Annotated in this window: 18 protein-coding genes; 11 read left to right on the top strand and 7 right to left on the bottom strand. The window is 57.4% G+C overall.

Going from position 1 to position 22,563, the window contains the following annotated elements:
* Window positions 1-277: 277 nt before the first annotated feature.
* Window positions 278-1,819: a YifB family Mg chelatase-like AAA ATPase gene (locus Poly51_RS20785; protein WP_146459689.1), complete on the bottom strand. Its 1,542-nt coding sequence runs from the start codon at window positions 1,817-1,819 to the stop codon at window positions 278-280.
* Window positions 1,820-2,019: 200 nt separating this feature from the next.
* Between Poly51_RS20785 and Poly51_RS20780 the strand changes: the two genes are divergently transcribed.
* Window positions 2,020-3,348, top strand: a complete 1,329-nt coding sequence (locus tag Poly51_RS20780; RefSeq protein ID WP_146459688.1) for an esterase/lipase family protein — start codon at window positions 2,020-2,022, stop codon at window positions 3,346-3,348.
* 86 nt (window positions 3,349-3,434) lie between these two features.
* On the opposite strand, the gene Poly51_RS20775 is transcribed toward Poly51_RS20780, so the two are convergent.
* The gene (locus tag Poly51_RS20775; RefSeq protein ID WP_146459687.1) at window positions 3,435-4,244 is read right to left on the bottom strand and encodes a lysophospholipid acyltransferase family protein; all 810 of its coding nucleotides are present in this window, start codon (window positions 4,242-4,244) and stop codon (window positions 3,435-3,437) included.
* 329 nt (window positions 4,245-4,573) lie between these two features.
* Here Poly51_RS20775 and dprA point away from each other — a divergent pair, with 329 nt between their 5' ends.
* From dprA to Poly51_RS20760, 3 genes are all read left to right on the top strand, one after another.
* Entirely contained in the window at window positions 4,574-5,722 is a 1,149-nt protein-coding gene (gene dprA / locus Poly51_RS20770) for a DNA-processing protein DprA (protein ID WP_146459686.1), read from the top strand.
* A 173-nt stretch (window positions 5,723-5,895) separates the two neighbouring features.
* Window positions 5,896-6,912 (top strand): PP2C family protein-serine/threonine phosphatase, encoded by a 1,017-nt coding sequence (locus Poly51_RS20765; RefSeq protein WP_246114651.1) that lies wholly within the window; start codon window positions 5,896-5,898, stop codon window positions 6,910-6,912.
* A gap of 7 nt (window positions 6,913-6,919) precedes the next feature.
* The gene (locus Poly51_RS20760) at window positions 6,920-7,861 is read left to right on the top strand and encodes a DMT family transporter (protein ID WP_186775697.1); all 942 of its coding nucleotides are present in this window, start codon (window positions 6,920-6,922) and stop codon (window positions 7,859-7,861) included.
* Between the two features lie 29 nt (window positions 7,862-7,890).
* On the opposite strand, the gene Poly51_RS20755 is transcribed toward Poly51_RS20760, so the two are convergent.
* Window positions 7,891-8,976 carry a hypothetical protein gene (locus Poly51_RS20755; protein ID WP_146459684.1) on the bottom strand — a complete coding sequence of 362 codons (1,086 nt, stop codon included), beginning with the start codon at window positions 8,974-8,976 and terminating at the stop codon, window positions 7,891-7,893.
* Window positions 8,977-9,124: 148 nt separating this feature from the next.
* On the opposite strand from Poly51_RS20755, the gene Poly51_RS20750 reads away from it, so the two are divergent.
* A complete protein-coding gene (locus Poly51_RS20750) occupies window positions 9,125-9,946 on the top strand; it encodes a class I SAM-dependent methyltransferase (protein ID WP_390621795.1) in 822 nt (273 codons plus the stop codon).
* Here the strand turns inward: Poly51_RS20750 and Poly51_RS20745 are convergent.
* Together Poly51_RS20745 and Poly51_RS20740 are read right to left on the bottom strand one after the other, a co-directional pair.
* Window positions 9,943-10,389 (bottom strand): PH domain-containing protein, encoded by a 447-nt coding sequence (locus Poly51_RS20745; protein ID WP_186775696.1) that lies wholly within the window; start codon window positions 10,387-10,389, stop codon window positions 9,943-9,945. The two genes, Poly51_RS20750 and Poly51_RS20745, sit on opposite strands and share 4 nt — an antisense overlap.
* The gene (locus Poly51_RS20740) at window positions 10,386-11,099 is read right to left on the bottom strand and encodes a TVP38/TMEM64 family protein (protein WP_222435900.1); all 714 of its coding nucleotides are present in this window, start codon (window positions 11,097-11,099) and stop codon (window positions 10,386-10,388) included. The genes Poly51_RS20745 and Poly51_RS20740 overlap by 4 nt, the downstream gene beginning before the upstream one ends.
* Window positions 11,100-11,163: 64 nt before the next feature.
* Between Poly51_RS20740 and Poly51_RS20735 the strand changes: the two genes are divergently transcribed.
* The 3 genes from Poly51_RS20735 to Poly51_RS20725 all read left to right on the top strand — a co-directional run bounded on the left by Poly51_RS20735 (window position 11,164) and on the right by Poly51_RS20725 (window position 14,068).
* Window positions 11,164-11,826, top strand: a complete 663-nt coding sequence (locus Poly51_RS20735) for a hypothetical protein (protein WP_186775694.1) — start codon at window positions 11,164-11,166, stop codon at window positions 11,824-11,826.
* Window positions 11,801-13,183 carry a sporulation protein gene (locus tag Poly51_RS20730; RefSeq protein ID WP_146459679.1) on the top strand — a complete coding sequence of 461 codons (1,383 nt, stop codon included), beginning with the start codon at window positions 11,801-11,803 and terminating at the stop codon, window positions 13,181-13,183. Before Poly51_RS20735 ends, Poly51_RS20730 begins: the two co-directional genes overlap by 26 nt.
* 81 nt (window positions 13,184-13,264) lie before the next feature.
* Window positions 13,265-14,068 carry a phosphoribosylformylglycinamidine synthase subunit PurQ gene (locus Poly51_RS20725; RefSeq protein WP_146459678.1) on the top strand — a complete coding sequence of 268 codons (804 nt, stop codon included), beginning with the start codon at window positions 13,265-13,267 and terminating at the stop codon, window positions 14,066-14,068.
* Window positions 14,069-14,085: 17 nt separating this feature from the next.
* On the opposite strand, the gene Poly51_RS20720 is transcribed toward Poly51_RS20725, so the two are convergent.
* Window positions 14,086-14,523: a thiol-disulfide oxidoreductase DCC family protein gene (locus tag Poly51_RS20720; protein WP_246114650.1), complete on the bottom strand. Its 438-nt coding sequence runs from the start codon at window positions 14,521-14,523 to the stop codon at window positions 14,086-14,088.
* Between the two features lie 119 nt (window positions 14,524-14,642).
* Between Poly51_RS20720 and Poly51_RS20715 the strand changes: the two genes are divergently transcribed.
* Window positions 14,643-16,295, top strand: coding sequence for a hypothetical protein (locus Poly51_RS20715; protein WP_146459676.1), 1,653 nt, complete (start codon window positions 14,643-14,645; stop codon window positions 16,293-16,295).
* A gap of 83 nt (window positions 16,296-16,378) precedes the next feature.
* Here Poly51_RS20715 and Poly51_RS20710 read toward each other — a convergent pair whose 3' ends face one another.
* Window positions 16,379-19,189 carry a 2-oxoglutarate dehydrogenase E1 component gene (locus Poly51_RS20710; protein ID WP_146459675.1) on the bottom strand — a complete coding sequence of 937 codons (2,811 nt, stop codon included), beginning with the start codon at window positions 19,187-19,189 and terminating at the stop codon, window positions 16,379-16,381.
* 304 nt (window positions 19,190-19,493) lie between these two features.
* Between Poly51_RS20710 and Poly51_RS20705 the strand changes: the two genes are divergently transcribed.
* Together Poly51_RS20705 and Poly51_RS20700 are read left to right on the top strand one after the other, a co-directional pair.
* Window positions 19,494-21,290, top strand: a complete 1,797-nt coding sequence (locus Poly51_RS20705; protein WP_146459674.1) for an ABC-F family ATP-binding cassette domain-containing protein — start codon at window positions 19,494-19,496, stop codon at window positions 21,288-21,290.
* A gap of 165 nt (window positions 21,291-21,455) precedes the next feature.
* Complete coding sequence (locus tag Poly51_RS20700) at window positions 21,456-22,514, top strand: transporter (RefSeq protein ID WP_146459673.1); 1,059 nt, start codon at window positions 21,456-21,458, stop codon at window positions 22,512-22,514.
* Window positions 22,515-22,563 lie beyond the last annotated feature (49 nt).

Here is a 22,563-nt window from a genome sequence, read left to right as displayed (position 1 = left end):
CGAAAAAAACGCTTGAAAGTCCACTAGCTACGTTCGCCAGCCTGGATGGATCGCCCGACCAAGTCAATCAAAAAGATGCAATGCACAAAAGATGGAGCAAAATCCTGGATCAAGCCAGATTCCTTTGATCACGCAACTTCGTCGCTGAAAGCAACAACCCGTTCGATTGAGCGAGCCGAAACACTTGCAACCTACCAAGGTATCTCGGAATGCACGCAAGCGAGTTTTTTTGGGTGGGGAAGCCATGTCGGCGACTTTAAGTCGATTGGCGAGGACTCTAAGTCCACATATCTCGGTCGAGACTTCGATACCCGATGGCTTCGGCTAGGTGCATTTCTTCGATCGTGTCGTCGCCAGCGACGTCGGCGATCGTTCGTGCAATGCGCAGGATTTTGTCGTGGGCTCGGGCCGACAGTCCCATCTCTTCGACGCTGTGACGCAGCATCGCTTGGCAGGATTTGTTCAATTCACAGTACTTGCGAACTTGCCGACTGGTCATCAACGCGTTGTAGCGAACCGGGCCACTTTTGAATCGTTCGGCTTGAGGCCCTCGTGCGGCAATGACATCAGCGCGCATCTGTTCGCTGGTCGTTCCGCTGCTGGTTGCGGTCGATAGCTCCTCGAACGGGACCGCGGGTACTTCGATGTGAATATCGATCCGATCGAGCAGAGGTCCCGAAATCTTGCCGGTGTACTTTTCGATCTGTGGCGGGGTGCAATTACAACTACGCCGCGGGTCGCTTCGATAGCCGCATGGGCAGGGATTGGCGGCAGCGATCAACATGAAGTCGGCGGGGAAGGTTGACGATCGCAGCGCGCGGCTGATCGTGACGACGCCGTCTTCGAGCGGTTGACGCATCACCTCCAGCGTTTTGCGATTGAACTCGGGAAGCTCGTCCAAGAACAAGATGCCGTTGTGAGCCTTGCTGATTTCACCCGGCGCCGGCGGACTGCCACCACCGACCAAGCCCGCATCGCTGATCGTGTGGTGAGGACTGCGAAACGGGCGCCGCGCCATCAACGGCTGACCGGCCGGCAATTGGCCCAGCGCACTGTAAATCCGAGTCGTCTCGATCGACTCCGGTGCCGACAGTTGCGGCAAGATCGTCGGCATCCGCTTGGCCAGCATCGTTTTGCCCGATCCCGGCGGTCCGATCATCAGCAGGTTGTGCCGACCGGCGGCAGCGAGTGTCATCGCACGCTTGGCGGTTTCTTGGCCACGGACGTCACCGAAGTCGACGTCGTAGGTGCTGAATTGTTCGAACAGTTGTTCCAGGCGGCTGGGCGCCGGGTCGATGTCGATCTCGCCCGCCAGAAAGGCGACCGCTTGGGCGAGTGTGCTGATCGGGATCACTTCCAGGTCTTCGACGACGGCTGCTTCGTTGGCGTTTTCGGCCGGGACAATGATGCCGCGCAGTTGCTTGTTCTTGGCGGCTTCGATCGCGATCGACAGCGCCCCTTTCACCGGGCGGGTGTGCCCTTCCAATGCCAATTCACCGATGATCGCGTACTGATCCAGTCGTTCCGACGCTAACTGTCCGCTGCCGGCCAGCACGCCCAACGCGACGGGCAAGTCGAACGAGGCGGCTTGTTTGGGCAGATCACCAGGGGCCAAGTTGATGACAACGCGGTCTTGCGGGCGAACAAAACCGCTGTTAACGATCGCTCGTTCGACGCGGTGGGTCGATTCCTTGACCGCTGCATCGGGCAGGCCGACCAGGATCGTCTTGGGCATCGCGGCGGGCGAAATGTCCACTTCGACGTCAACCGCCATGGCCTCGATGCCCAGTAGCGTGAATGTTTTGAGTCGTGCCAGCATGAGGTTTCGCCCGCGTTGGAGTGCTCTTTGTAGATTTCTTGGTGTGGATTACTCGTTATAGAGTGCTCGTCCTTTGACCACCGATGGTGACAGGGCCGATGTCTCGTCGCAACCAGGATACGAAGTGATTGGACACGTCGGTCGGAAATGCCTAACGTTTTAGTGAGCCTCCTGTTTCAGTTTTGCCATTCGAGTGAACGATGCCTTTTTCAGCCTCCGTTTTTCCGGGCGTCGCCTTGGTTCCCGATGGTCCCATCCCCAACCGTCGCGAGAGTAGAAATCGATGGGTGTTCCTTGCCTTGACGATATTGATCGGTGGCGTCTCGGTCGGTTCGAGTGCCAGCGGCCAAACCGTTTCGAATGAATGGTTGGAGGTGGCGGTGCCGTCGGTCGATGGACGGGTACGATGGGGCGACGTCGCCGACGCGATGGCCGATGCGATTCAACTGGACAAAGAATCGGTCCGCGGCCTGCTTCCCGATGGCGAGATGAACTTGTCCGACGGCGGTGTGCAGTTGGTTTTGATGGGCGTCAACTTGATGCTGGGCCAACGCGGATCGATCTTGATGGATGTCGACGCCAAAGGAGAGCCCTCGATCAAATTGCGATTGAGAATTGCCGACGAAGCCACAAAGATCGAAAGCGACGGTCGGGCGATTCGGGGACCGGCGCCCGTGACGTTGACGGTCGATGAAAACTGGGAAGCACAAACTCTGACGAAGCCGTTGGTGGTTTGTTTCCATGGACTGAAGAGTGGTCCGCATGTCTTCTCGCCACTGCGAGACGAATTGCGTCGAGCTGGTTACGCGACAGCGACCGTTTCCTATGACGACCGCCGTTCGATCGCTGACACCGCCGCGATGGCAGCCGATCAGTGCAAGGCGTTTTTTCGATCTCAAGTGCGAACACCGTCGCTTGCGTTGATCGGTCATTCGATGGGTGGGTTGGTGACGCGGCAATGGGCCGAAGATCCCAAGTTGGCGGATCGGCACATCGTTCGATTGATCACGATCGCCACGCCTCACGGAGGTTCCACGTTGGCGACGATGCCGCCGTTGATTGACTTGGTGACGGAGGGAAGCCTTCAGCCACAAGACTGTGTCAATCTGCTGTTGCATTTACCCTCCAGCCCCGGCATTCGCGATTTAGAACCCGGATCGCCCGCGTTGGCGAACATGAACGCGTGGCCTCGGCGAAGCGACGTTCAATACACGTGCATCGCGGGGACTCGATGCCCGGTCAGTGCGGAAGACTCTCAAGAGCTCCGATCGATGTTGAGACAGCTCGACCAAGACGGAAGTTTCACTCGTTTGATTCGCCCCCGCATATTACCGCTGATTCAAGAGACGGATGAATGGATCGAGGGAAAGGGCGATGGCGCCGTTTCGGTTTCAAACGCTTGGATACCCGGTGTCAAAGATCACGTCGAAGTCCCGCTGGCCCACAGCGAATTGATCGCTCCGATGGCCAATGGCAGTCGGAACCCGGTTTGGCAAACGATCCTCGATCGGCTGGGTGAAGAACGCTGACATGGCATCATTGCTATTGATCGCTGCGCTGCGTTGCCGATCCGAGTCACAGTTACAGTCACTTGTAACCGGATTCGGATGACGACCTATCGAGACCACTGGGCCAGTTTGCTTTCGATAAAATCGATGACTTGTTGGTGTTGCTGTTCGCCACGTCCGGTGACCGAAATGGGTGGTCCGAACGCGAAGCGGACGACTTTGGTCGCGTCGATGCGACCAAAATCTTTCAAGCGACGTCCGTTCCCCCAGGCGTCGGTTTGCAAGGCGATCGGGATGACGGGCACACCGGCTCGCGAAGCCAGTTTGATGCCGATGGTGTTGAATTGCGCCGGATCGAACGTCGCGCTTCGTGTGGTTTGAGGAAACACGACGATGGAGATTCCCCGATCGAGGCGATCTTTTCCCTCTGTCATGACGACCTTGAAGTCTTCACGAGGATTGTTTCGCGATACGGCTACTGGATTTCGTGACCGCAAAATGTGTCGAAAAACGGGATAGTCCAACAGACTTTGCTTGGTCACAAAGGTGACGTTGTGAACCGGTTGAATGATCGCGGGCAATACGATCGTTTCCAACATGCTCATGTGATTGCCGACAAAGACGCAAGGCGAGTCCAGCGAACGAATGTTTTGAACGCCTTGAATCTCGATGCGAACGCCAACGGACTCGAGCGACTTTAGCACCATGTGGCTGGTCCGGCTCCACTGCTGTTCGTCGTAGACCCCGGCGCGTGCCTGACGACTGGATTGATACACGTTCCAACCGAATTGGCGATAAAAGTCGAGCGTCGGAAACAAACGTCGTAAGGGATGCGATGAACCCTCGGCCGTTCGATAGATGTCATCGGTATACGAAATCAATTCGTGACGATCGTCGGCATCGTTCGAGCGGGGCATGCTTGTATCCTGCGGTGTAGGTCGTGATCGCCCAGACTAAGCGATCAGGGTCGCAGTGGAGAACCACTGTTAGATTTGGTGCTGAATGCCGCCCCGATTGTGGCCCAGCAGCCTGTTGAAAAAGGGGTCTGCCCCTCTCCGACGTTTCGAATTCACAATGTTTCAGCAACGTCTCCAAAGGGTCAGACCCCTTTTTCAACAGGCTGCCAGGCACGCCGTGACAGGAATTCGACATCCCGAAAAGTTTCGCGAGTTCGCACACTTCGCAACACCAAAGGCGTTAAAATTTCGTCCACACCAAATCAACCGTGTGACACAAAGGACTTGCGATGGCCGGACTCAACGATGGAACGTCGACAGCGCAGCGCCGCGAAATTTCGTCCGCAACCGCCGACACTCTTCGACTCGCCATGTTGCCGGGCATCGGACCGCGAACGTTGTCTTTGTTGCTCGAGTGTTTCGGCGATCCTGCATCGGTTTTAGCCGCCCCCGACCACCAACTCGCATCCGTTCATGGTGTGGGACCGAAAGTGATTCAGTCGATCCGATCGGCGGATGACTTGGTTGACGTTCGGTCGATCGTGAACTGGTGCGCTCGCGAACGCGTCGACATCGTTTGCGATGATCACGAATCGTATCCGCGATTGCTGGCAGATCTGCCCGATGCGCCACCGATACTTTTTGTTCACGGCGATGCGGTGGCCGAGGACGAAATCGCGGTCGCGATCGTCGGGACGCGTCACGCGACCACCTATGGCTTGAAGCAAGCGGAACACCTTGCTTATTCGCTAGCCCGAGCCGGTGTGACGGTCATCAGCGGCATGGCCCGTGGGATCGACGCTGCGGCACACGAAGGCGCCATGGCCGGCGGTGGCCGTACGATCGCGGTGTTGGGCAGCGGTCACGGCGAAATCTATCCCAGCGAACATGAGGGACTTTCCAAAGCCATCGCGGCACACGGGGCCGTCATCAGCGAGTATCCGCCTTACGCGAAACCTCGCGCAGGCATGTTTCCTCAGCGAAATCGCATCATCGCGGGTCTATCCTTGGCGACCTTGGTCATCGAAGCGCCCGATCGTTCGGGAGCGTTGATCACGGCCCGAATTGCCATGGAGCAGAATCGTGAAGTTTTGGCGGTTCCCGGCCCCGTCACCAGCCGCGCATCAAGAGGCTGCAATCAATTGATTCGCGACGGAGCCAAGTTGGTCCAGACGGTGGACGATATCCTGGAAGAACTCGGTCCGATGCGGGCGCCTGTGCAGACGACCGATGGATCCGAGATCCGAAATGTCGCGGAACTGCAACTGAATGAACTCGAACGGAAGGTTCTGGACGCCATCGAATCGGAAAGCACTCCCATCGATCGCGTCATTGAAACGTGCGAATTGCCCGCCCAACGCGTGATTGCCATCATCAGCGTTCTAGAGATGCGACGACTGATACGTAGATTGAGTGGGCAATACGTTTCGCGAATTTGATCTCATAAGAAAGCCGACGATCTTCCCCCCGACGGTTGCCGTGGGCTTCCTGACACAGGACAATGACCTGAATCGCTTTACTTGCCAGATGGCTGCGTCCCGAATCACCAAATCCCGCCGATCGGCGTTTCGCATCCGCCGCTTTATTCCACGCCGGCCAAACGAGGAAAACGTTGAACAATCCATCCGATAGCGGTGATGCCGGTTTCTTTTCGGGTGAAGAGGAGCTAAGCGCTAGCGGAGCGACAGACTGCGGACGCGTTCGAGAAACCAACCAAGATCAGTTTCTGATCGCCCAACTGAACAAGTCGATGCGTGTCGGTTCCAACAGCTTGGGAATGGAGAAGCGAGTGTTCGGATCGGTCCAGGGCGAAGTGCTGTTAGTCGCTGACGGAATGGGGGGCCACGCGGCGGGTGAGAAAGCGAGTCAGTTAGCGATCGAACATTTGGTCCGCCGTCTGTTGAGCAGTGTTCACTGGCACTTCCAAAGCGAGACCGAAAAAGAAGAAGCGTTCATCGCCGATTTGCAAGACTTGCTCAAAGACGCACATACTCGCATTCTGTTGGAATCAACGCGTTTCGAAGACCAACGCGGGATGGGAACCACGTTGACGATGGCCTATCTGATTTGGCCGCAACTTTACGTCGTTCATGCTGGTGACAGCCGATGCTATCTGATTCGAAACGGAGTCGCTGATCCGTTGACGACCGACCACACGATCGCGAGGCAGATGGTCGATGCCGGTGGACTGAAACCCGAAGACGAAGCCACTAGCAAATACAGCAACGTATTGTGGAACGTCTTGGGCGGACGGACCAGTGGCGACTTGATCGCGGAAGTGAAGCGGGTCGACTTAGAACCGGGCGACAAAATTGTCCTGTGCAGCGATGGGCTGCACCGCTATGTACGTTCGGATGCGTTGGCCCAAGTCGTCAGTGAAAACGATAATCCGCAAGACGCGTGTCGCCGGCTGATCGAATTGGCCAATGAAGCGGGTGGAGAAGACAATATTACCGTTGTCGTTTCGTCGCCGGCCTTTGAGGACTTGGGCAAATCGACTTGGGTCGACTTCTACGATACCACGATTCCGGGCAGAGATACGGCCAGTTTCGATTCGTCGACAACAACCGAGGGCACGAAACCCAAGCCTGGCGATGTCGATCCGCTTGCCGACACGTGGCCCGGTTGATCGCCTTATGAGTGGCGAACAATCGCCCCAACCTCCACCATCGAACAGTTTGCTGGTCGGCGGCATCTGCGGAATTTCTGCGGCGTTCTTGTATACCGCCGCCAATGTCGCGCTGCGCGGATGCGTCGATTTGGATCCATTTTTGGTGTCCGCCGTGAAGGCCGCGCCGACGGTTCTTTTTTTGGCTCCCGTATTGGTGTGGATGTCGTTTCGCGGTCAACCGATCATCACCAGCGGGCGAATGATTCCACGTTTCATGCTGGTCGCCCTGTTGGGCCAATTTGTTGGAAACGCGGCGTTTCAAATCGCCTTGGGCGTGATCGGCTTGGCCGCGTCGGTGCCGATCACCTTGGGTGTACTGATCATCGGTGGAGCGGTACTAGGACGCTTGATTTTGCGCGAACCCGTTCGCACACCGACCATCATCGCGATGGTGACTTTGATCGCCGCCGTCGTCGTGTTATCGCTACCGACATCGACGGTCAAGCCGAACACGTCCGCGTCGGAACTTCCAATTTGGGTGGGCGGATTGTGCGCGGCTGCGTCCGGCGCAGCCTATTCTTTGTTTGGTGTTGTGATGCGTAAGACACTGCATAGCGGCGTGTCGGCGCCAATGACAATGTTCCTAAGTGGAGCGGTCGGCACCGTTTCGCTTTGGTCGTTTACATTGATGCAAAGCGGGACCGATCCAATCGCCGCGCTCAACAGCACTCAGTGGGCAATGATGGGCGCGGGTGGATTGTTCAACTTTCTAGCGTTTGTGGCGCTGTCATATTCGTTAAAAGCCTTGCCCGTTGTCGCCGTTAACTTGATCAACGCTTCGCAAGTCGCGATGGCCGCCGTTGCCGGTGTGATGCTGTTCGCAGAACCCGTCACATGGCCGTTGGTATCCGGCATTGCGATGACATTCGCAGGGCTGTTGATTCTGATGCATGGTCGGCGGTGGTAATGCACGTCAACCGTTTGCACGAAATCATCCTAAACGCGAGTCAGCTTCGTAACGCGGCCGGTAGCGACCCATTCGGCGACATAGATATTGTCTTCCTTGTCGAAGCAAGCATCGTGTGGGTGGACGAACTTTCCTTGTTCCCACTTGCTTTCATCCGTCCGGATCACGTGTCCCTTATTCGCTTTTTGCGACGCTAAAATCCGCTCGCTGTCGTCGCCGATCGTGGCCACCGTGTTGTGGTTGCGATCAAGCAGCGAAACTCTCGCAACCAACTCGGGCACGAGCATCAGTTTTTCGTTGGTATCGATGTTGGCAGGCAACCCGAACCCGGTGACCGTTTTTTTGTACTCACCTTCCATCGTGAAGCACTGTAGCGTGTTGTTGGCGCGATCGGCGACGACGATTTCGGCATCCCCGCCTGTGCGAGCGTCGATCCAGATGCCGTGCGGTGTATTGAATGTACCCTTGCCTTTGCCTTCGCCGCCGAAGCAAGAGACCCAAGATCCTTCCGCATCGTAGCGATGGATTTTGAAGGATCCGTAGCCGTCGGCTAGTAAGAATCCGTTGTCCGGCAAGAACGCAAAATTGGTGGGCATGAAACGATCGCGTCCCCAAATCCGTTTCGGGTCGCTTGCCTCGCCCGGTGCGTAGGCACCCGATTTCATCGGAGCGAAACTTTGCCAGACGGTCTCGCCCGACAATGTTAACTTGGCAATCGATTTGACTTGTTGGTAACCCGAGACGTAAAGAAACGGAGTGCCGTTCTCGACACGAATCTCCAACCCGTGACCGCCGCCCTGAAATTGCTCGCCGAACGCGCGGATGAACTGGCCTTCGGAATCAAATACGAAAATGGACGGATGGTCTGCTTTTTTGGCGTCGCCTTCGTGAATCACATACAAATTGTTGTCAGGATCGACCGTGACATTGTGGGTGATTTGCCACGAGTAGCGATCGGGCAGTTGCGGAAACATGTGTTCGCATTTGAACTTATAATCGCCGTCACCGATCACGTCTTGAGCGGCCGAGCGTTTGGCCGTCAGAATGGCGGGGGCGCAAATGGTGGCAATTGCGGCAGTTTTCAGGAAACGTCGTCGAGGTGATTTGGCGGCCATGGCGATTTTTCACAGCTATGAGAGGGCAGGGGAGGGCGGACGTCACTTTATAGGCGACCTCGCTTCCTTGTAGCAACTATCATGACAATCCGAGATTTCCGATGATTGTGTTATTTGACGATTCCCACCCGGCAATCGAATGACGAACGTGGCATTGAATGACGGTGAAACGCGGTTCGCGTTCGGCGAAAACTGGCGAGCGTTCTTGCAGGCGCTCGACGAGGATCGGATCGATGAAGCCGTCCGTTCGCTGACCGAAATGCTGGGCGCCGACTCGCTGGAAGGATGCCGGTTTCTGGACATTGGTTGCGGAAGCGGGCTGTTTTCGCTTGCCGCCTATCGCATGGGTGCGTCAGTCGTGTCGGTCGATTTCGATGCCGACTCGGTTGGATGTACCGAAGAACTCAAACGACGGTACGGTGGCGATGGTGACTGGTCCGTCCAGCAGGGTTCCGTCCTGGATGCGAGTCTGATGAGCGACTTGGGTGTGTTCGATGTCGTTTACAGTTGGGGCGTCCTTCATCACACCGGCCAAATGAATCACGCGATCGAGCTAGCGTCCCAGCGAGTGGACGACGGCGGCAAGTTTTTCATCGCGATCTACAATGACCAGGGCGGCGGCAGTCGACGCTGGTTGGCGATCAAAAAAACATATCACCGGTTGCCGCGATTGTTGCGACCGCTTTGGGTGACGGCGGTGGCGGGCGTGTTTGAATTCAAGTTCGCGCTGGCAAGATTCGCTCGTTTGAAAAACCCGCTGCCGTTTGCCGACTGGCATGCCAAGAAGAAGGATCGCGGCATGTCGGCATGGCACGACTGGGTCGATTGGATCGGCGGCATGCCATTCGAAGTCGCCAAACCCGAAGACGTGATCGTTCCGCTGGCCGGCCGAGGCTTCGTGTTAGAAAACCTGAAGACCGTCGGCAGCGGATGGGGATGCAACGAATACGTGTTCCGCAAAGAGGGTTAACCCATCACGTCGGCGATGAATGCGTCGCGATCTTTTGGCGAGATGATGATTGTTCGCTTGGCCGTTTTGATGGCGACTCGTTTGAGCGATAGCGAGGGTCCGCTCTTGAGTGATGCCGTTCGTTCGACGGACACGATTTCGGATAGCGGAACCTGGTAGCAAATCAGTCCACATCGGATCGATACGGCATCGTCTAGGACCGTGTAGCGACATGGAACCGTGAAGGCCGCCGTCACTAGCGATGAGACCGCGCCGGCGATGAACAGCGTCATCGCATCACCGGGTTGGCCGTTCCACCACGCGTAAACGCCTATCGCAGCCGACATCAACGGTGCCAGAATCAACAGCAACCCGACCCACCAATCGACGGCCGATTCGTAGACGGTCGGACGTGCTTTCTTTTTGGTGTTGGCATCGAAAGTTTGCGAGTCGGCTTCGTTCAATCGACGGCTCCTGGTTCTGTAAGTCGTTGTCTTTTTAGTCGCTTCATCGCTTCGCGCGGGACGGCGACACTGATCGCGATCGCGCCGATGACGGATAACGCGATGCCCATCCATCGTAGTCCACCGGCTTGTGGATCGTCGATCGCCGTCGCAATCGTGCCGCTGTGGACCCACAGGGATTGGGGAATCACGGCCACTGCCGTAGCAGCCAGGAACGGCGCGAACCGACCGCCACAGGCGCCCATCAGATAGCTGATCATCATCGTCGGAATCGGGGCCAGACGAATCATCAAATGAAAACCGAAACCAGCGTCGCCAGCCATCGACTGAGCGGTTCGCAAGATCTCGCCCGTTGGCGTTTGATCCTGGCGACGGATGCGAGACTCGATCGAATCGGCCAACCACCAGCGGCCGATCGAATAGTTTAGCGCCGCGGCGACAACGGCAACGACCAGCATCAATCCGCTTCCCAGCGACGTTCCGAACAGGGCTCCGGCGGTCACCGAAACCACGGTTTTGGGCACCATCACCGACATCAGCAGGATGCTGATGATCACGAAGCCGATCGGCGCGGCCTGGCTGTGCTCGCTTAGCATCGATTGCAGCCGCGCGGCATCCAACCCACTCGCGACCAGGGCGATGCCGGTCGCGATCAGAGCGACGGGTGCGAAGATTTTTAACCAGCGGAGGAACGGTGTGGGTCGAGTCAAAGTGTTCACTGTGTTGCCATAACGGTCGTGGGTCCGCCATGATAGCGTCACACGAAGGACTCCGATGATGATTTCCGCAACCGCCACACGCCCTTTGCCGATCGATCCCGATCGATGGAAACGACACCAATTGTTTCGCAATCCGTTTGGCGAGCTGACGCGGGACGAGCGAGCCGAGTTGGCGATCGTCGACATGGATCGCTTTGAACCGTTGATCGGTCAGCCACGATCGGCGGTTCAATTCGTCGGCGATTGTGGTCGCGGTAAGACGACGCGGATGTTGGCAATCGCACGGCGGTTTGCCGACGCCAGCTATGTCTATTTGCCCGAGGGAGGTCCGACGCCGGCGATTCCCGACGGAAATCCTGTCATGATCGACGAAGCCCAACGATTGCCTCGCGTGATTCGAAACGGCATTTTCGCGGCGGGTGTTTCGGTGGTGTTGGCGACTCACAAAGATTTGTCTGGATCACTGCGTCGTCACGGATACCAGGTTCACACCGACCGAATCGGGGGCGGCAACCATTCGACGTTGATTCGGAAGATACTTAACGCCAGGATTCGAGCGTCGATGTGTGGCGCGGATTCGGCGAGAATGGTTTCGCTGGACGAGGCTGAAGCGTTACATCAACAATTCGGTTCCGACGTTCGCGCGATCGAGCACTATCTTTACCAACGAATTCAAGCTCAGGTGATGCAGCATGGCGAAGTGCGATTTATCGATTGAATTGGACGATCCCAGCGGCGTGGTTGGCGGCGGCGGCAAGATCAGCGGCGTCGTTCGGGTTTTGGCAACCGCCGATGTCCAATGCAGCGGACTGGAAGTCAACTCGGTCTGGAAGACTCATGGACGTGGCAACGTCGCCACCGGTACCGCGGGTTCGTCGACCTTGTTTGAGGGCAAGTGGCAAGCTGGCGATCAGAACGAATATCGGTTCGAGTTGCCAGTCGCCAATTGGCCGCCGACGTATCACGGGTTCCACTTGAACGTGGACCACTACGTCGAAGCAAGAGCGAAGGTGCCTTGGTCTTTTGATCCGAAGGCGTCCGTCGCGTTTGTGATGCAGCCGACTTGCGGCGCCGAAGGGTTGCCCGAGGCGAAGGCTGCGCAGGTAAACAAGATTGTCGCTTGGATCATCACGATCACCGTGTTGAGCGTGTTCGCAGGAGTTGGCTTTGCGGTGCTGCGTAATTTCGGTGTGTTCGGTTACGTGTTCATGTTGGTTCCCGTTGCAGGCGTCGTGTATTGGTTGGTCCGGAAGGTGTTGCCGCAGTGGGTGCTGGGCGCGGTCGAGTGCAGTTTGGCTTCGGACGTCGTCGCACCGGGTGATGCCGTGACCGGCGAGTTGGTCGTCGAACCTAGAAAGAACGTTTCGATCGGCGCAGTCTCGATCAACTTGACGGCTGCCGAACGCTGTGTCAGCGGAAGCGGCAGCAACCAAACGACTCATCGACACACCGTGTTTGACGAGTCCATCTCCTTGGGCGATGCGACCACGTTCCGGGCGGGGCAAACGTATCGTTTTCCGATTTCGTTCTCGCTTCCCGCGGACGCCGCCTACACCATTTCGTTGACCAACAACGAACTGATGTGGACCGCGGATGCTCGGATCGACATTCCCCGCTGGCCGGACTGGACCAAGTCGATGCGAATCAGGGTCGTACCGACGGGCAAGCCGATTGAACGAGCAAGCGAGAGTTCAGGCCCGACGAATGTCATCCCGCCGGAACCCGAACCCAGCGGTGGTGAGATCACGTTCGCCGAGACCGCGCGACATGTCTTTGCCGTTCGCGACGACCGATCACAGGTCGAAATGCTGGTCGAAGCGGTCACGGGGATGGCGTTCGACATCGAGGCCGAGATCGAGCGGCGTCTGCTGTATGCCGGCGACGAGGATCCCCACGTTTACAAAAATGGTTTTGCAGTGTGGGCCAAGGTCCCGGATCCGCCGCTGCCGCTGGTGCTGTACGTGCCGCACGATTTGGGTGACGAATTCGAGCAAGCCGGGCGTGGTTTGTGGCGAGGGAAGGGCTCGATTGTCGGCTGGGACAGCCTGCACGGCCGGCTTCAAATCAAATTGTAGGGTCCGCTATATGGTTCTCACCGCTGACGATCACGTCTAAACTTCGGCCTTTCGCCATCTTTCCTCGTTTGTGACACCGTCATGGCAACGCCCCGCGTTTTGGTCCTTCGTGCTCCCGGAACCAATTGTGACGAGGAAACGGCGTTCGCGTTCGAACAGGCCGGTGCCGAGGTCGAACGCGTTCACGTCAACCGGCTGATCGAAAATCCGGCGTTGAAGGATCGCTATCAAGTCCTGTGCGTGCCGGGCGGATTCAGTTACGGCGACGATATCGCGGCCGGACGGATTTTGGCGACACGACTGCGTCAGCACTTGGCCGACATGGTCGATTTGTTTGTCCACGGCAGCGGCGATCGATTGGTGCTGGGCATCTGTAACGGGATGCAAGTCTTGATGCGGCTTGGCGTGTTGACCGAAGGCGTGGGCCAGGCCGACCAAACGCCGGCCACACTGACGTGGAACAACCACGGCCGATTCGAAGATCGCTGGGTTCACTTGGTCGTCGACAAGACACCTTGCGTCTTCTTAAAAGACATCGATCAGATGTATTTGCCGATGGCACACGCCGAAGGCAAATTCGTTGCAGCCGACGAAACGGTTCTGTCGAATCTTCGCGATGCCGGTCGGCTGGCCGTTCGGTACTGCGACGGGGCAGGGCAGGGCGGGGTAGTGGATGACGTCCTGCCGTTCCCTATCAATCCCAATGGTGCCGACGCAAACGTGGCGGGCGTTTGTGACGCCAGCGGCCGAGTGTTCGGATTGATGCCGCACCCGGAACGTCACATCGACGCGACCCAGCATCCGTATTGGACGCGGCGCAAAGAACAGCCCGAACGAGGCGACGGGTTCAAAATGTTTCAAAACGCGGTCGACTGGTTCGCTTGATCGAGCAGACGATGCTGCTATTTGTCGAAATGCACGCTGCAGGCATCGTCGTCACAGCCAGACATTTTTCCCGCAATTTTGTAGCGGCGTTTGGCGACTTGCCCGTACATCCATCGCCATAGTCCGGCCGTTCCGGGGATGTGCAGAATCGGCATCGCCGGCCACAGCATTGGCAACCGACGCGACAGGTACTTCACCGCTTCGGATCCGCCGTGGCGGCGTCCTCGGGTGTCGACGACGTACATCTGTTTCATCATCGCCTCGTGCGTTAGATCGGGGTACCGCTGGGTCACGCGCGGGTCATGCAGCGAGATGAACGCCAACCGGCGCCCGCCCCAATCCAGCCGCCGCAGCGAACGAATCTGAGACTTGCAAAAGACGCAATCGCCGTCGTAAATCACGACGTCGGCGTCGGTTTGCGTGTCCGGATCGGGCAGGGAGGCAGAACGGAGCATCGAAAACTCAGAAGAAGAAAACTCAAAAGAAAACATCAAATCTGACTCGGCCGACTTCTGGGCCGCCCTCTATACTGAGTGTAGCCCGCGAAACTCGTCCCCGCACCGGATCAACCGCAATGAACCGAATTGAACAACAAGTCGCCATCGCCCGACGACGCCTCGTCCTGGCCCGGTTCGGAAAAGCGTTTTGTGTGACCACCTTCGTGGCGCTGATTGTTGCCACCATTGCCATCGCGATTCCGGCGCTGCGGTTCATGGACGTCGACTTCGGCGCATGGACCTACGGCTGGGTCGGCGGTGGAGTAGTAACGGCGCTCGTCGTTGCCGGAATTTACGCGATCGCCACCGCGCCCTCGATGCAATCGGTCGCGGCCGAAGTCGATAAGCGTTTCGGACTTCGCGAACGGGTCAGCAGTTCGATGGCGATGGATCATGCGACCAAGGAAACCGATTTCGGGTTGGCGCTGGTTGCCGACGCTGAAAAACGAGCGGATCAGTTGGCGGTGGCGGATCGGTTTCCGCTTAAGCCGAGCCGCTTGGGGTGGTTGCCGCTGGCGATCGTGCCTGTGCTGGCGATCGTGTTGATGTTGGTCGATCCGGTCAGCCGTTCGACCGCAAGCAGCACACCGACGGTGGATCCGATCGAAGCCAAACAGGTCAAGACGGTCGCTAGCCAATTGAAGAAACGGATTGAGCAACAAAAACGCAAAGCCGACGCCGAAGGATTGAAGGAGGCGAAGGAGATGTACGAAAAAATGGAGTCGCAGCTCGACAAGATCACAGCGAAAAAGAGCATCGACCGCAAGGATGCGATGATCGCGCTGAACGATTTGAAGAAGCAGCTGGAAGAACGCCGCGAACAACTCGGGTCATCTGAACAGATGCGGCGTGCGATGTCACAAATGAAAGGCATGGAATCGGGGCCGGGTGAGAAGATTGCCAAGTCGATCGAACAAGGTGACTTCGACAAGGCAGAGCAAATGGTCAAAGACTTGGCTCAAAAAATGAAGGACGGGAAGCTGACGGAAGAAGAGAAACAGCAACTGATGAAACAAGTCCAGCAGATGGCCAAGGCCATGGAGAAAACGGCCCAAGAGCACGAAAAGAAGAAGCAAGAACTGCAAGCGGAAATCGATAAGGCTCGCAAGGAAGGACGGGGCGACGACGCGGCCAAGATGCAGCAAGAGATGAACCAGATGCAGCAGAAAGATGCTCAGATGCAACAGATGAGCAAGATGGCACAAGCGATGAGCCAAGCCGCGCAAGCGATGAAAGAAGGCAAGGGCGGCCAGGCGTCGGACGCGCTGGAAAAGATGGCCGATCAATTGGGTGAGATGTCGGACGAGATGTCGGAACTCGAAGATTTGGAGTCGTCGCTTGATCAGTTGTCGGAATCGAAGAACCAAATGCGGTGCGATAAGTGTGGCGGTGGCGGATGCCAGAGTTGTCAAGGCAACGGCCAGTTCGGGATGGGCCAGAAGCCGGGCAACGGACTCGGTCGCGGCAGCGGCGAAGGTGACCGCCCCGAAGCGGACGACGACACCAACACGTATGACACCCAAGTTCGCGGCGAGGTGAAGAAAGGCAAGGCGATCATCGCCGGTTTCGCGGACGGCCCGAACCGCAAAGGCATCAGCCGCGAAGACGTGAAGTCGGCGATTCAAAGCACGCTCAGTGAGGAGAGCGATCCGACGGAGAATCAAACGTTGCCGCGAACCGAGCAAGAGCACGCGCGGCAGTACTTTGATAGCTTGCGGGAAGGCAAGTAAAAGGGGCCTTTGTGAACTGCTTTGCAGTTCACGTCCCGCGACGGCGTCGCGGGTCCACGTAGGGTTGCCGGGTTGTTGCCTGTTTACAGGCCGGCGAAGGCTTCGTTGATCAGGTCGGCTTGTTCCAACTTGTGAGCTGCCATGCTGCCGGTGCTGGGACTGGCCGATTCGACTCGGCTGACCCTTCGCAGCGGGTAAATGTCATGCAGGTCATCGCCGAAGTTCAACTTCAAGTACGGCCATGCACCCATGTTGGTCGGTTCGTCTTGGACCCAGAATACTTCGCTGCCTTTAGGGTAGCCTTCGAACGCCGCGATCAATTCTTCCGAGCTGAGTGGATACAGTTGCTCGATCCGCATGATGGCAACATCGTCGATGCCCCGCGCCTCGCGTGCTTCGAGCAGATCGAAGTAAACCTTGCCGGTACACACCAGCAGACGACGGGCGTCGGCTAACGAAACCTTTCGATCGCGAAGGATCTTCTTGAAGCTGCCGTCCGCCAAGACCTTCAACGGACTGACGCATCGCGGATGACGCAGCAGGCTCTTCGGCGTCAACACGACCAGCGGTTTTCGCCACTTGCGAATCACTTGTCGGCGCAGCAGGTGGTAGTACTGGGCCGGTGTGGTGGGTTGGCAAACTTGGATGTTGTCTTCGGCCGCCATGGCAAGAAAGCGTTCTGGCCGGGCGCTGCAGTGTTCGGGGCCTTGGCCTTCGAATCCGTGCGGCAACATCATCACCAAACCGCTGAGCCGGTTCCATTTGTCTTCCGCCGACGCGATGAACTGGTCGACGATGACTTGGGCGCAGTTCCAAAAGTCGCCGAACTGGGCTTCCCAAATCGTTAGCCCATCGGGGTTGTCTAGCGAATAGCCGTACTCGAACCCCAGCACTCCGGCTTCGCTAAGCGGGCTGTTGTAAAGTTCCAGCGGCGCCTGGTCGGGCGACAAGTGTTTCAACGGCGTGTACGTCGAACCGTCTCGCGTATCGTGCAAAACTGCATGACGCTGGCTAAACGTGCCACGCTGGCAATCTTGCCCTGTCATTCGGATCGGGTGACCGCTGGTCAGCAGGGTAGCAAACGCGAGTGCTTCGGCGCTGGACCAATCGAGCGGTAGAGCTCCTGTAGCCATCTCGCGTTTCTGCGCCATCGGACGCTTTAGCTTTTTGTTCGCTGAGAAGCCTGCCGGTAATCTCGTGACTTTGTCCAACAAGTGCGACAGCGTCTCGATCGGCATTGTCGTGTCGGTCGGTTCGGACGGTTCGTCGCCGCCGAAGTACTGAGACCAGTTCGCCGCCAGCGTTTGAGTATCGGGAACGAAAGTTTCGTTCTTGGTGGCTTCGAATTCCGATTCCAGTTTCTCGGTACGTTCTTTTTGAATCTCTTCGGCTTCGGCCGATGTGATTTTTCCCAGCTTGAGCAGTTGCCCTAGGTACTGTTCTCGAACCGTTGCCCGCGCGTCGATCTCGGCATACATCCGTGGTTGGGTGAAGCGGGGTTCGTCACCTTCGTTGTGTCCCCAGCGACGGAACGCGTACAAGTCGATGACGACGTCGCGGTGGAATTCTTTGCGGAAATCCATCGCCAACGAGACGACTTGCGCAACGGCTTCGGGGTCTTCGCCGTTGACGTGGAAGATCGGGATCTGCAGCATCTTTGCGATATCGGTCGCGTAGGTCGTGCTGCGTCCGTCACACGGTTCGGTCGTGAATCCGACTTGGTTGTTGATAACGACGTGCAGCGTTCCGTTGGTGCGATATCCGGGCAGTTCGCTTAGGTTCAACGTTTCTTGCACCACGCCTTCGCCGGCAAACGCGGCGTCACCGTGGATCAAAATGGTCATCACTTCTTTGCGGTCGACGTCGCCGCTGCGGTCCTGCTTGCAACGCGTTCGTCCTTGCGCGACCGTGTTGACGAATTCCAGGTGGCTGGGGTTGAAGCACAACGAAATGTGGATGTTGTCGCCCGAGGCGGTTTTCCAATCGCTGCTGTAACCGAGGTGATAGCGAACGTCGCCGCCGCCGCGGTTCATTTCGGGCGTCGGATCGTCGAACGACCAAAAAATGTTGGTCGCTCGTTTCTTCAGGATGTTCGCCATCACGTTCAAGCGGCCGCGGTGGGCCATGCCCATGACGACTTCTTTCACGTTGTGCTGGCCCGCCTTTTCGAGCGCCAGGTCCAATAACGGAATCAGACTCTCGGCACCTTCGAGCGAGAACGTTTTCGCCCCGACGAATTTCCGGCGAACGAATTCTTCAAAGATCGCCGCGTCGGCCAGACGCACATAGATGCGGCGTTGTACTTCGTGCGACAGTTCCAACCGGTTTTCGGTCGTTTCCATCCGCCGCTGCAACCAATCGCGGATATTGCGACGGTTGATGTGCATGAACTGGGCACCGATCGAACGACAATACGTATTTTGAAGTCGTTTCAGGATCGATTTGATGGTTCCGCCAGCATTTTCGATGGCCATCGAATCGAACGGTAGATTCAGATCTTCGTCCGACAGCCCGTAAACTTCGGGACTGAGGTTTGGCCGATCGGGGCGTTCGAAGCCCAGCGGATCCAGATCGGCGGTCAAGTGACCGCGGACGCGGTATTCGCGAACCAGATTGTTGACACGATCCTGGATGCGAGACAGCCAGATGGCTTCCTCGGCATTTCGCATCGCTGATGGCGGCAGTGCGTCGGCGGATGAGCCCGCCTTGCCGTTGGCACCGCTTGTTGGGGCCGCGGCTACTGAGCCGTCCTTTGACGAGGCCGGTTTCGACGACGTGCCGCCAACGACCAGGAACTGTTCAAAGTACTGACGCCAAGTTTCGGATACGCTCGAGGGATCGTGAACGTACTTGACGTACAAATCATCGATGTAATCCAAGCTGAAGCTATTCATGGCAACGGCACGTGGCCGGTCGAATGCGGTCGGCGGCTATCGCCACGGCGGTTCCGTTGAACAAACGGTGACGTCTGGCGCGATCAGTCGCAATGTAGAGAACTCGTGAACCGTAGAGTACCAACAGACCCCGCTTCCTGACCAGTCGATCAAGGTCGGGAAAGTCTGTTTTTCGTCGGCAATGTTCCATATTGTTGGGCCGGTTGTAAACTTTCCTTAGCCGATCATCTTATGGCGACAGATTCTCTTGGGCGAACGCCCGATACCCGTTCTCGGTATACCCTTTCTCGATGTTTTTGAATCCATGGCAGTTTTGATCCAAGTTCGTGACGCTCACAAACGATACGGCGACCAAGTTTTGTTGGACGGTGCCGAGCTTGCTTTGACGGATGACGTGAAAGTCGGGTTCATTGGCCGAAACGGCGCCGGAAAGTCCACGCTGCTAAGGGCATTGCTGGGCAACGAAGAGCTCGAAAAGGGCGAGGTCATCCATCATCCGACGCTGCGGATCGGTTACCTGCGACAACATGACCCATTCAATCCGGGTGAGTCTGCCCTCGATTTCTTGATGCGTGACAGCGGCGAGCCCGATTGGCGCTGCGGTGAAGTCGCCGGCCAATTCGAATTGAAAGGTGCTTATCTGGAAGGCCCGGTCAAAGAGCTTTCCGGCGGTTGGCAGACCCGAGTCAAATTGGCGGCGCTGCTGTTGCACGATCCCAACCTGTTGATGTTGGACGAACCGACCAACTTCTTGGATTTGCGGACACAGATTCTGTTGGAGCACTTTTTGCGTGACTTCAACAAAGCCGCTTTGATCGTCAGCCACGATCGGGCATTCTTGAAAGCGACGTGCAGCCAAACGCTCGAGCTGTCACGCGGCAAGTTGACGATGTACCCGGGCAAAATCGACGGATTCCTTGAATACCGCGAGGAGCGTCGCGAGCACGACCGACGCGTCAATTCGACCGTGGCCGCCAAGCAAAAGCAACTGCAACGGTTCATCGAAAAGAACCGCGCCAGCGCGGCAACGGCTAGCCAGGCGCGCAGCAAGGCCAAACAGCTTGAGAAGCTGCAGACGACGGAGATCGAAGTGGACGAGCCCACTGTCTACATCCGTCCGCCACGTGTCGAGCCGCGCAGCGGCACGGTGCTGCGTTGCGAAAGCCTTGCCATCGGATATCCCGCCAGCAAGGAAGGCGACGCGGTCACGATCGCAGACAATATCAACTTCGAACTCGAACACGGCCAGCGGGTCGCGATCGTGGGCGACAACGGCCAGGGCAAAACAACGCTACTGCGGACGGTCGTTCACTCGCTTGATCCCGTCGACGGGGTGATGAAGTGGGGCTACGGCGTCGAGATCGGAACGTATGCCCAGCACGTTTACACGTCGCTGGATGAACGACAAACGGTGATCGAGAACCTGGAATACAACAGCATGGCCGGAACGACTCGGCAAGAGTTGTTGGCGATGGCCGGCGCGCTGTTGTTCCGTGACGAACACATCAACAAGAAAGTCAAAGTGTTGTCGGGGGGCGAACGGGCCCGTCTTTGCATGGCCGGACTGTTGCTGGGGACGGCCAACGTCTTGGTCTTGGACGAACCGGGGAACCACCTGGACGTTGAAACGGTCGAAGCTCTCGCCGAGGCGATGGACCTTTACAAAGGCACGGTCATCTTCACCAGCCACGACCGGCACTTTGTTCGCCGTGTGGCAACGCGAGTCATCGAAGTTCGTGACGGAACCGCGAAAACCTACTTCGGCGACTACGACAGCTACTTGTTGTCCGTCGAGGAAGAAATCGACGAGGGCGAGCGGCAGCGAGGCAAGGTCACCACCGCCGCCGCAGCTACACCAGCGAAGGCAAAGGGCGAGGTTCACCGCGAACGGGGCAAGGACGGCCGCAAGGCGGAAAAAGAACTGAAAAACCTCGAGAAAAAGATCGCCAAACTGGACGACGAGAAGAAAGAACTGTCGGCCAAAATGCTGACCGAAACCAACCCCGATAAAGCGATGAAGCAGCACGAGGAAATCGAAAAGCTGAACGCCGAACTGGCCGAGTGCGAAGAAAAGTGGCTGGAGCTGAGCGACTTTTCGTAGGCGACTTTTCGTAAATGTTACTCAGTCCGCCGGCCAAGTTCGACGCTTGGTCCGGATCTGACGACGGTAACGGTTGAGTCGATGAATTCATTTTGACCATGCCGCGTCCTCCGATCTGCTCGATACTTTGAGCGTACTTCCATGACTCAAGGATGAGCGTGAACGATGCGTCTAAGATCTGCTGTTTCTACAGCATGCCTATTGTTTTTTGGTATCTCTGCCACCGCCGACCACCCCAATCGCAAAAGTTTGGCGGACAAGCACGCGCCCGTCGGCATTGTCGGTGACCACTTGCATAGCAAGGGTGAGTGGATGGTCGAGTACAGGTACATGGTGATGTCCATGGAGGATAATCGCATCGGCGAGAACTCCATCAGCGACCAAGCCGCCCTTGGGCCCGTGGGGCCGCCGCCGGGTATTGTGGTCAACGGCATCCAGACCAACGCGGGTGCCACGCCGACGCAAATGACCATGGAAATGCACATGGCTCATGTTATGTACGGCCTGACCGATGACGTGACGCTGTACACGATGGCGATGCTGCCAAGCTTGACGATGGACCATATCCGCGGCGACGGAAACCCGGCCGGACGGGGCGGCGATTTCACGACGCACAATAGCGGCTTTGGCGACACTTCAATGGGTGCATTGCTGCGTCTGTACAGCACCGAAACTCAAGACTTTATCTTCAACCTTGGTTGTTCGATCCCGACCGGTGACATCTATCGCGAATCGACCGCGCCGACCGATGGATTGGTGTCTCAACCGCTGCCGTACCCGATGCGACTGGGCAGCGGAACGTTCAACGCAAGACCCGGCATGACCTGGAAATACTATCGCGATTGGTGGAGCGGTGGGATGCAATTCCAGACCGACTTGCCGATCGGTCGCAACTATCGTGGGTACAGCGTCAGCGATGAATTCCGGTTCAATTCGTGGACCAGCGTGCTGCTGACCGAAAACTGGTCGGTCTCCCTTCGTGGCGAGCACTTGTGGCGAACGGCATACTCGGGCGCTGATGCGGCGACGCCCGATCTGCTGATCTCGACGAACGTCGAAAGTTTCCGCGGTGGCTATTGGTACAACCTCGGTCTGGGAACGCAGGTCATGGCGGCGGGGCACTATTTCAATGTCGAATTCGTGCCCACCATCGCCCAAGACTTGGACGGTATTCAGCTAGAAACCGACTATTCCGTGATCGCGAGTTGGTCGAAAGCCTGGTAACGAGTGCTTGGCGAAAGGACGGCAAAAGCTGCTGCTGAGAAAAGCGAGT

This window comes from Rubripirellula tenax (assembly GCF_007860125.1).
In the GTDB taxonomy this organism is placed as follows: Bacteria; Planctomycetota; Planctomycetia; order Pirellulales; family Pirellulaceae; genus Rubripirellula; species Rubripirellula tenax.
This window is presented reverse-complemented; position numbering and strand designations above follow the sequence as displayed.

Bases quoted from the DNA above. Each gene is read 5' to 3' on its own strand.
- Poly51_RS20785 (WP_146459689.1), bottom strand. From the start codon at position 1,819: ATGCTGGCACGACTCAAAACATTCACGCTACTGGGCATCGAGGCCATG.
- Poly51_RS20780 (WP_146459688.1), top strand. From the start codon at position 2,020: ATGCCTTTTTCAGCCTCCGTTTTTCCGGGCGTCGCCTTGGTTCCCGAT.
- Poly51_RS20775 (WP_146459687.1), bottom strand. From the start codon at position 4,244: ATGCCCCGCTCGAACGATGCCGACGATCGTCACGAATTGATTTCGTAT.
- dprA (WP_146459686.1), top strand. From the start codon at position 4,574: ATGGCCGGACTCAACGATGGAACGTCGACAGCGCAGCGCCGCGAAATT.
- Poly51_RS20760 (WP_186775697.1), top strand. From the start codon at position 6,920: ATGAGTGGCGAACAATCGCCCCAACCTCCACCATCGAACAGTTTGCTG.
- Poly51_RS20755 (WP_146459684.1), bottom strand. From the start codon at position 8,976: ATGGCCGCCAAATCACCTCGACGACGTTTCCTGAAAACTGCCGCAATT.
- Poly51_RS20735 (WP_186775694.1), top strand. From the start codon at position 11,164: ATGATGATTTCCGCAACCGCCACACGCCCTTTGCCGATCGATCCCGAT.
- Poly51_RS20730 (WP_146459679.1), top strand. From the start codon at position 11,801: ATGGCGAAGTGCGATTTATCGATTGAATTGGACGATCCCAGCGGCGTG.
- Poly51_RS20725 (WP_146459678.1), top strand. From the start codon at position 13,265: ATGGCAACGCCCCGCGTTTTGGTCCTTCGTGCTCCCGGAACCAATTGT.
- Poly51_RS20720 (WP_246114650.1), bottom strand. From the start codon at position 14,523: ATGCTCCGTTCTGCCTCCCTGCCCGATCCGGACACGCAAACCGACGCC.
- Poly51_RS20715 (WP_146459676.1), top strand. From the start codon at position 14,643: ATGAACCGAATTGAACAACAAGTCGCCATCGCCCGACGACGCCTCGTC.
- Poly51_RS20710 (WP_146459675.1), bottom strand. From the start codon at position 19,189: ATGAATAGCTTCAGCTTGGATTACATCGATGATTTGTACGTCAAGTAC.
- Poly51_RS20705 (WP_146459674.1), top strand. From the start codon at position 19,494: ATGGCAGTTTTGATCCAAGTTCGTGACGCTCACAAACGATACGGCGAC.
- Poly51_RS20700 (WP_146459673.1), top strand. From the start codon at position 21,456: ATGCGTCTAAGATCTGCTGTTTCTACAGCATGCCTATTGTTTTTTGGT.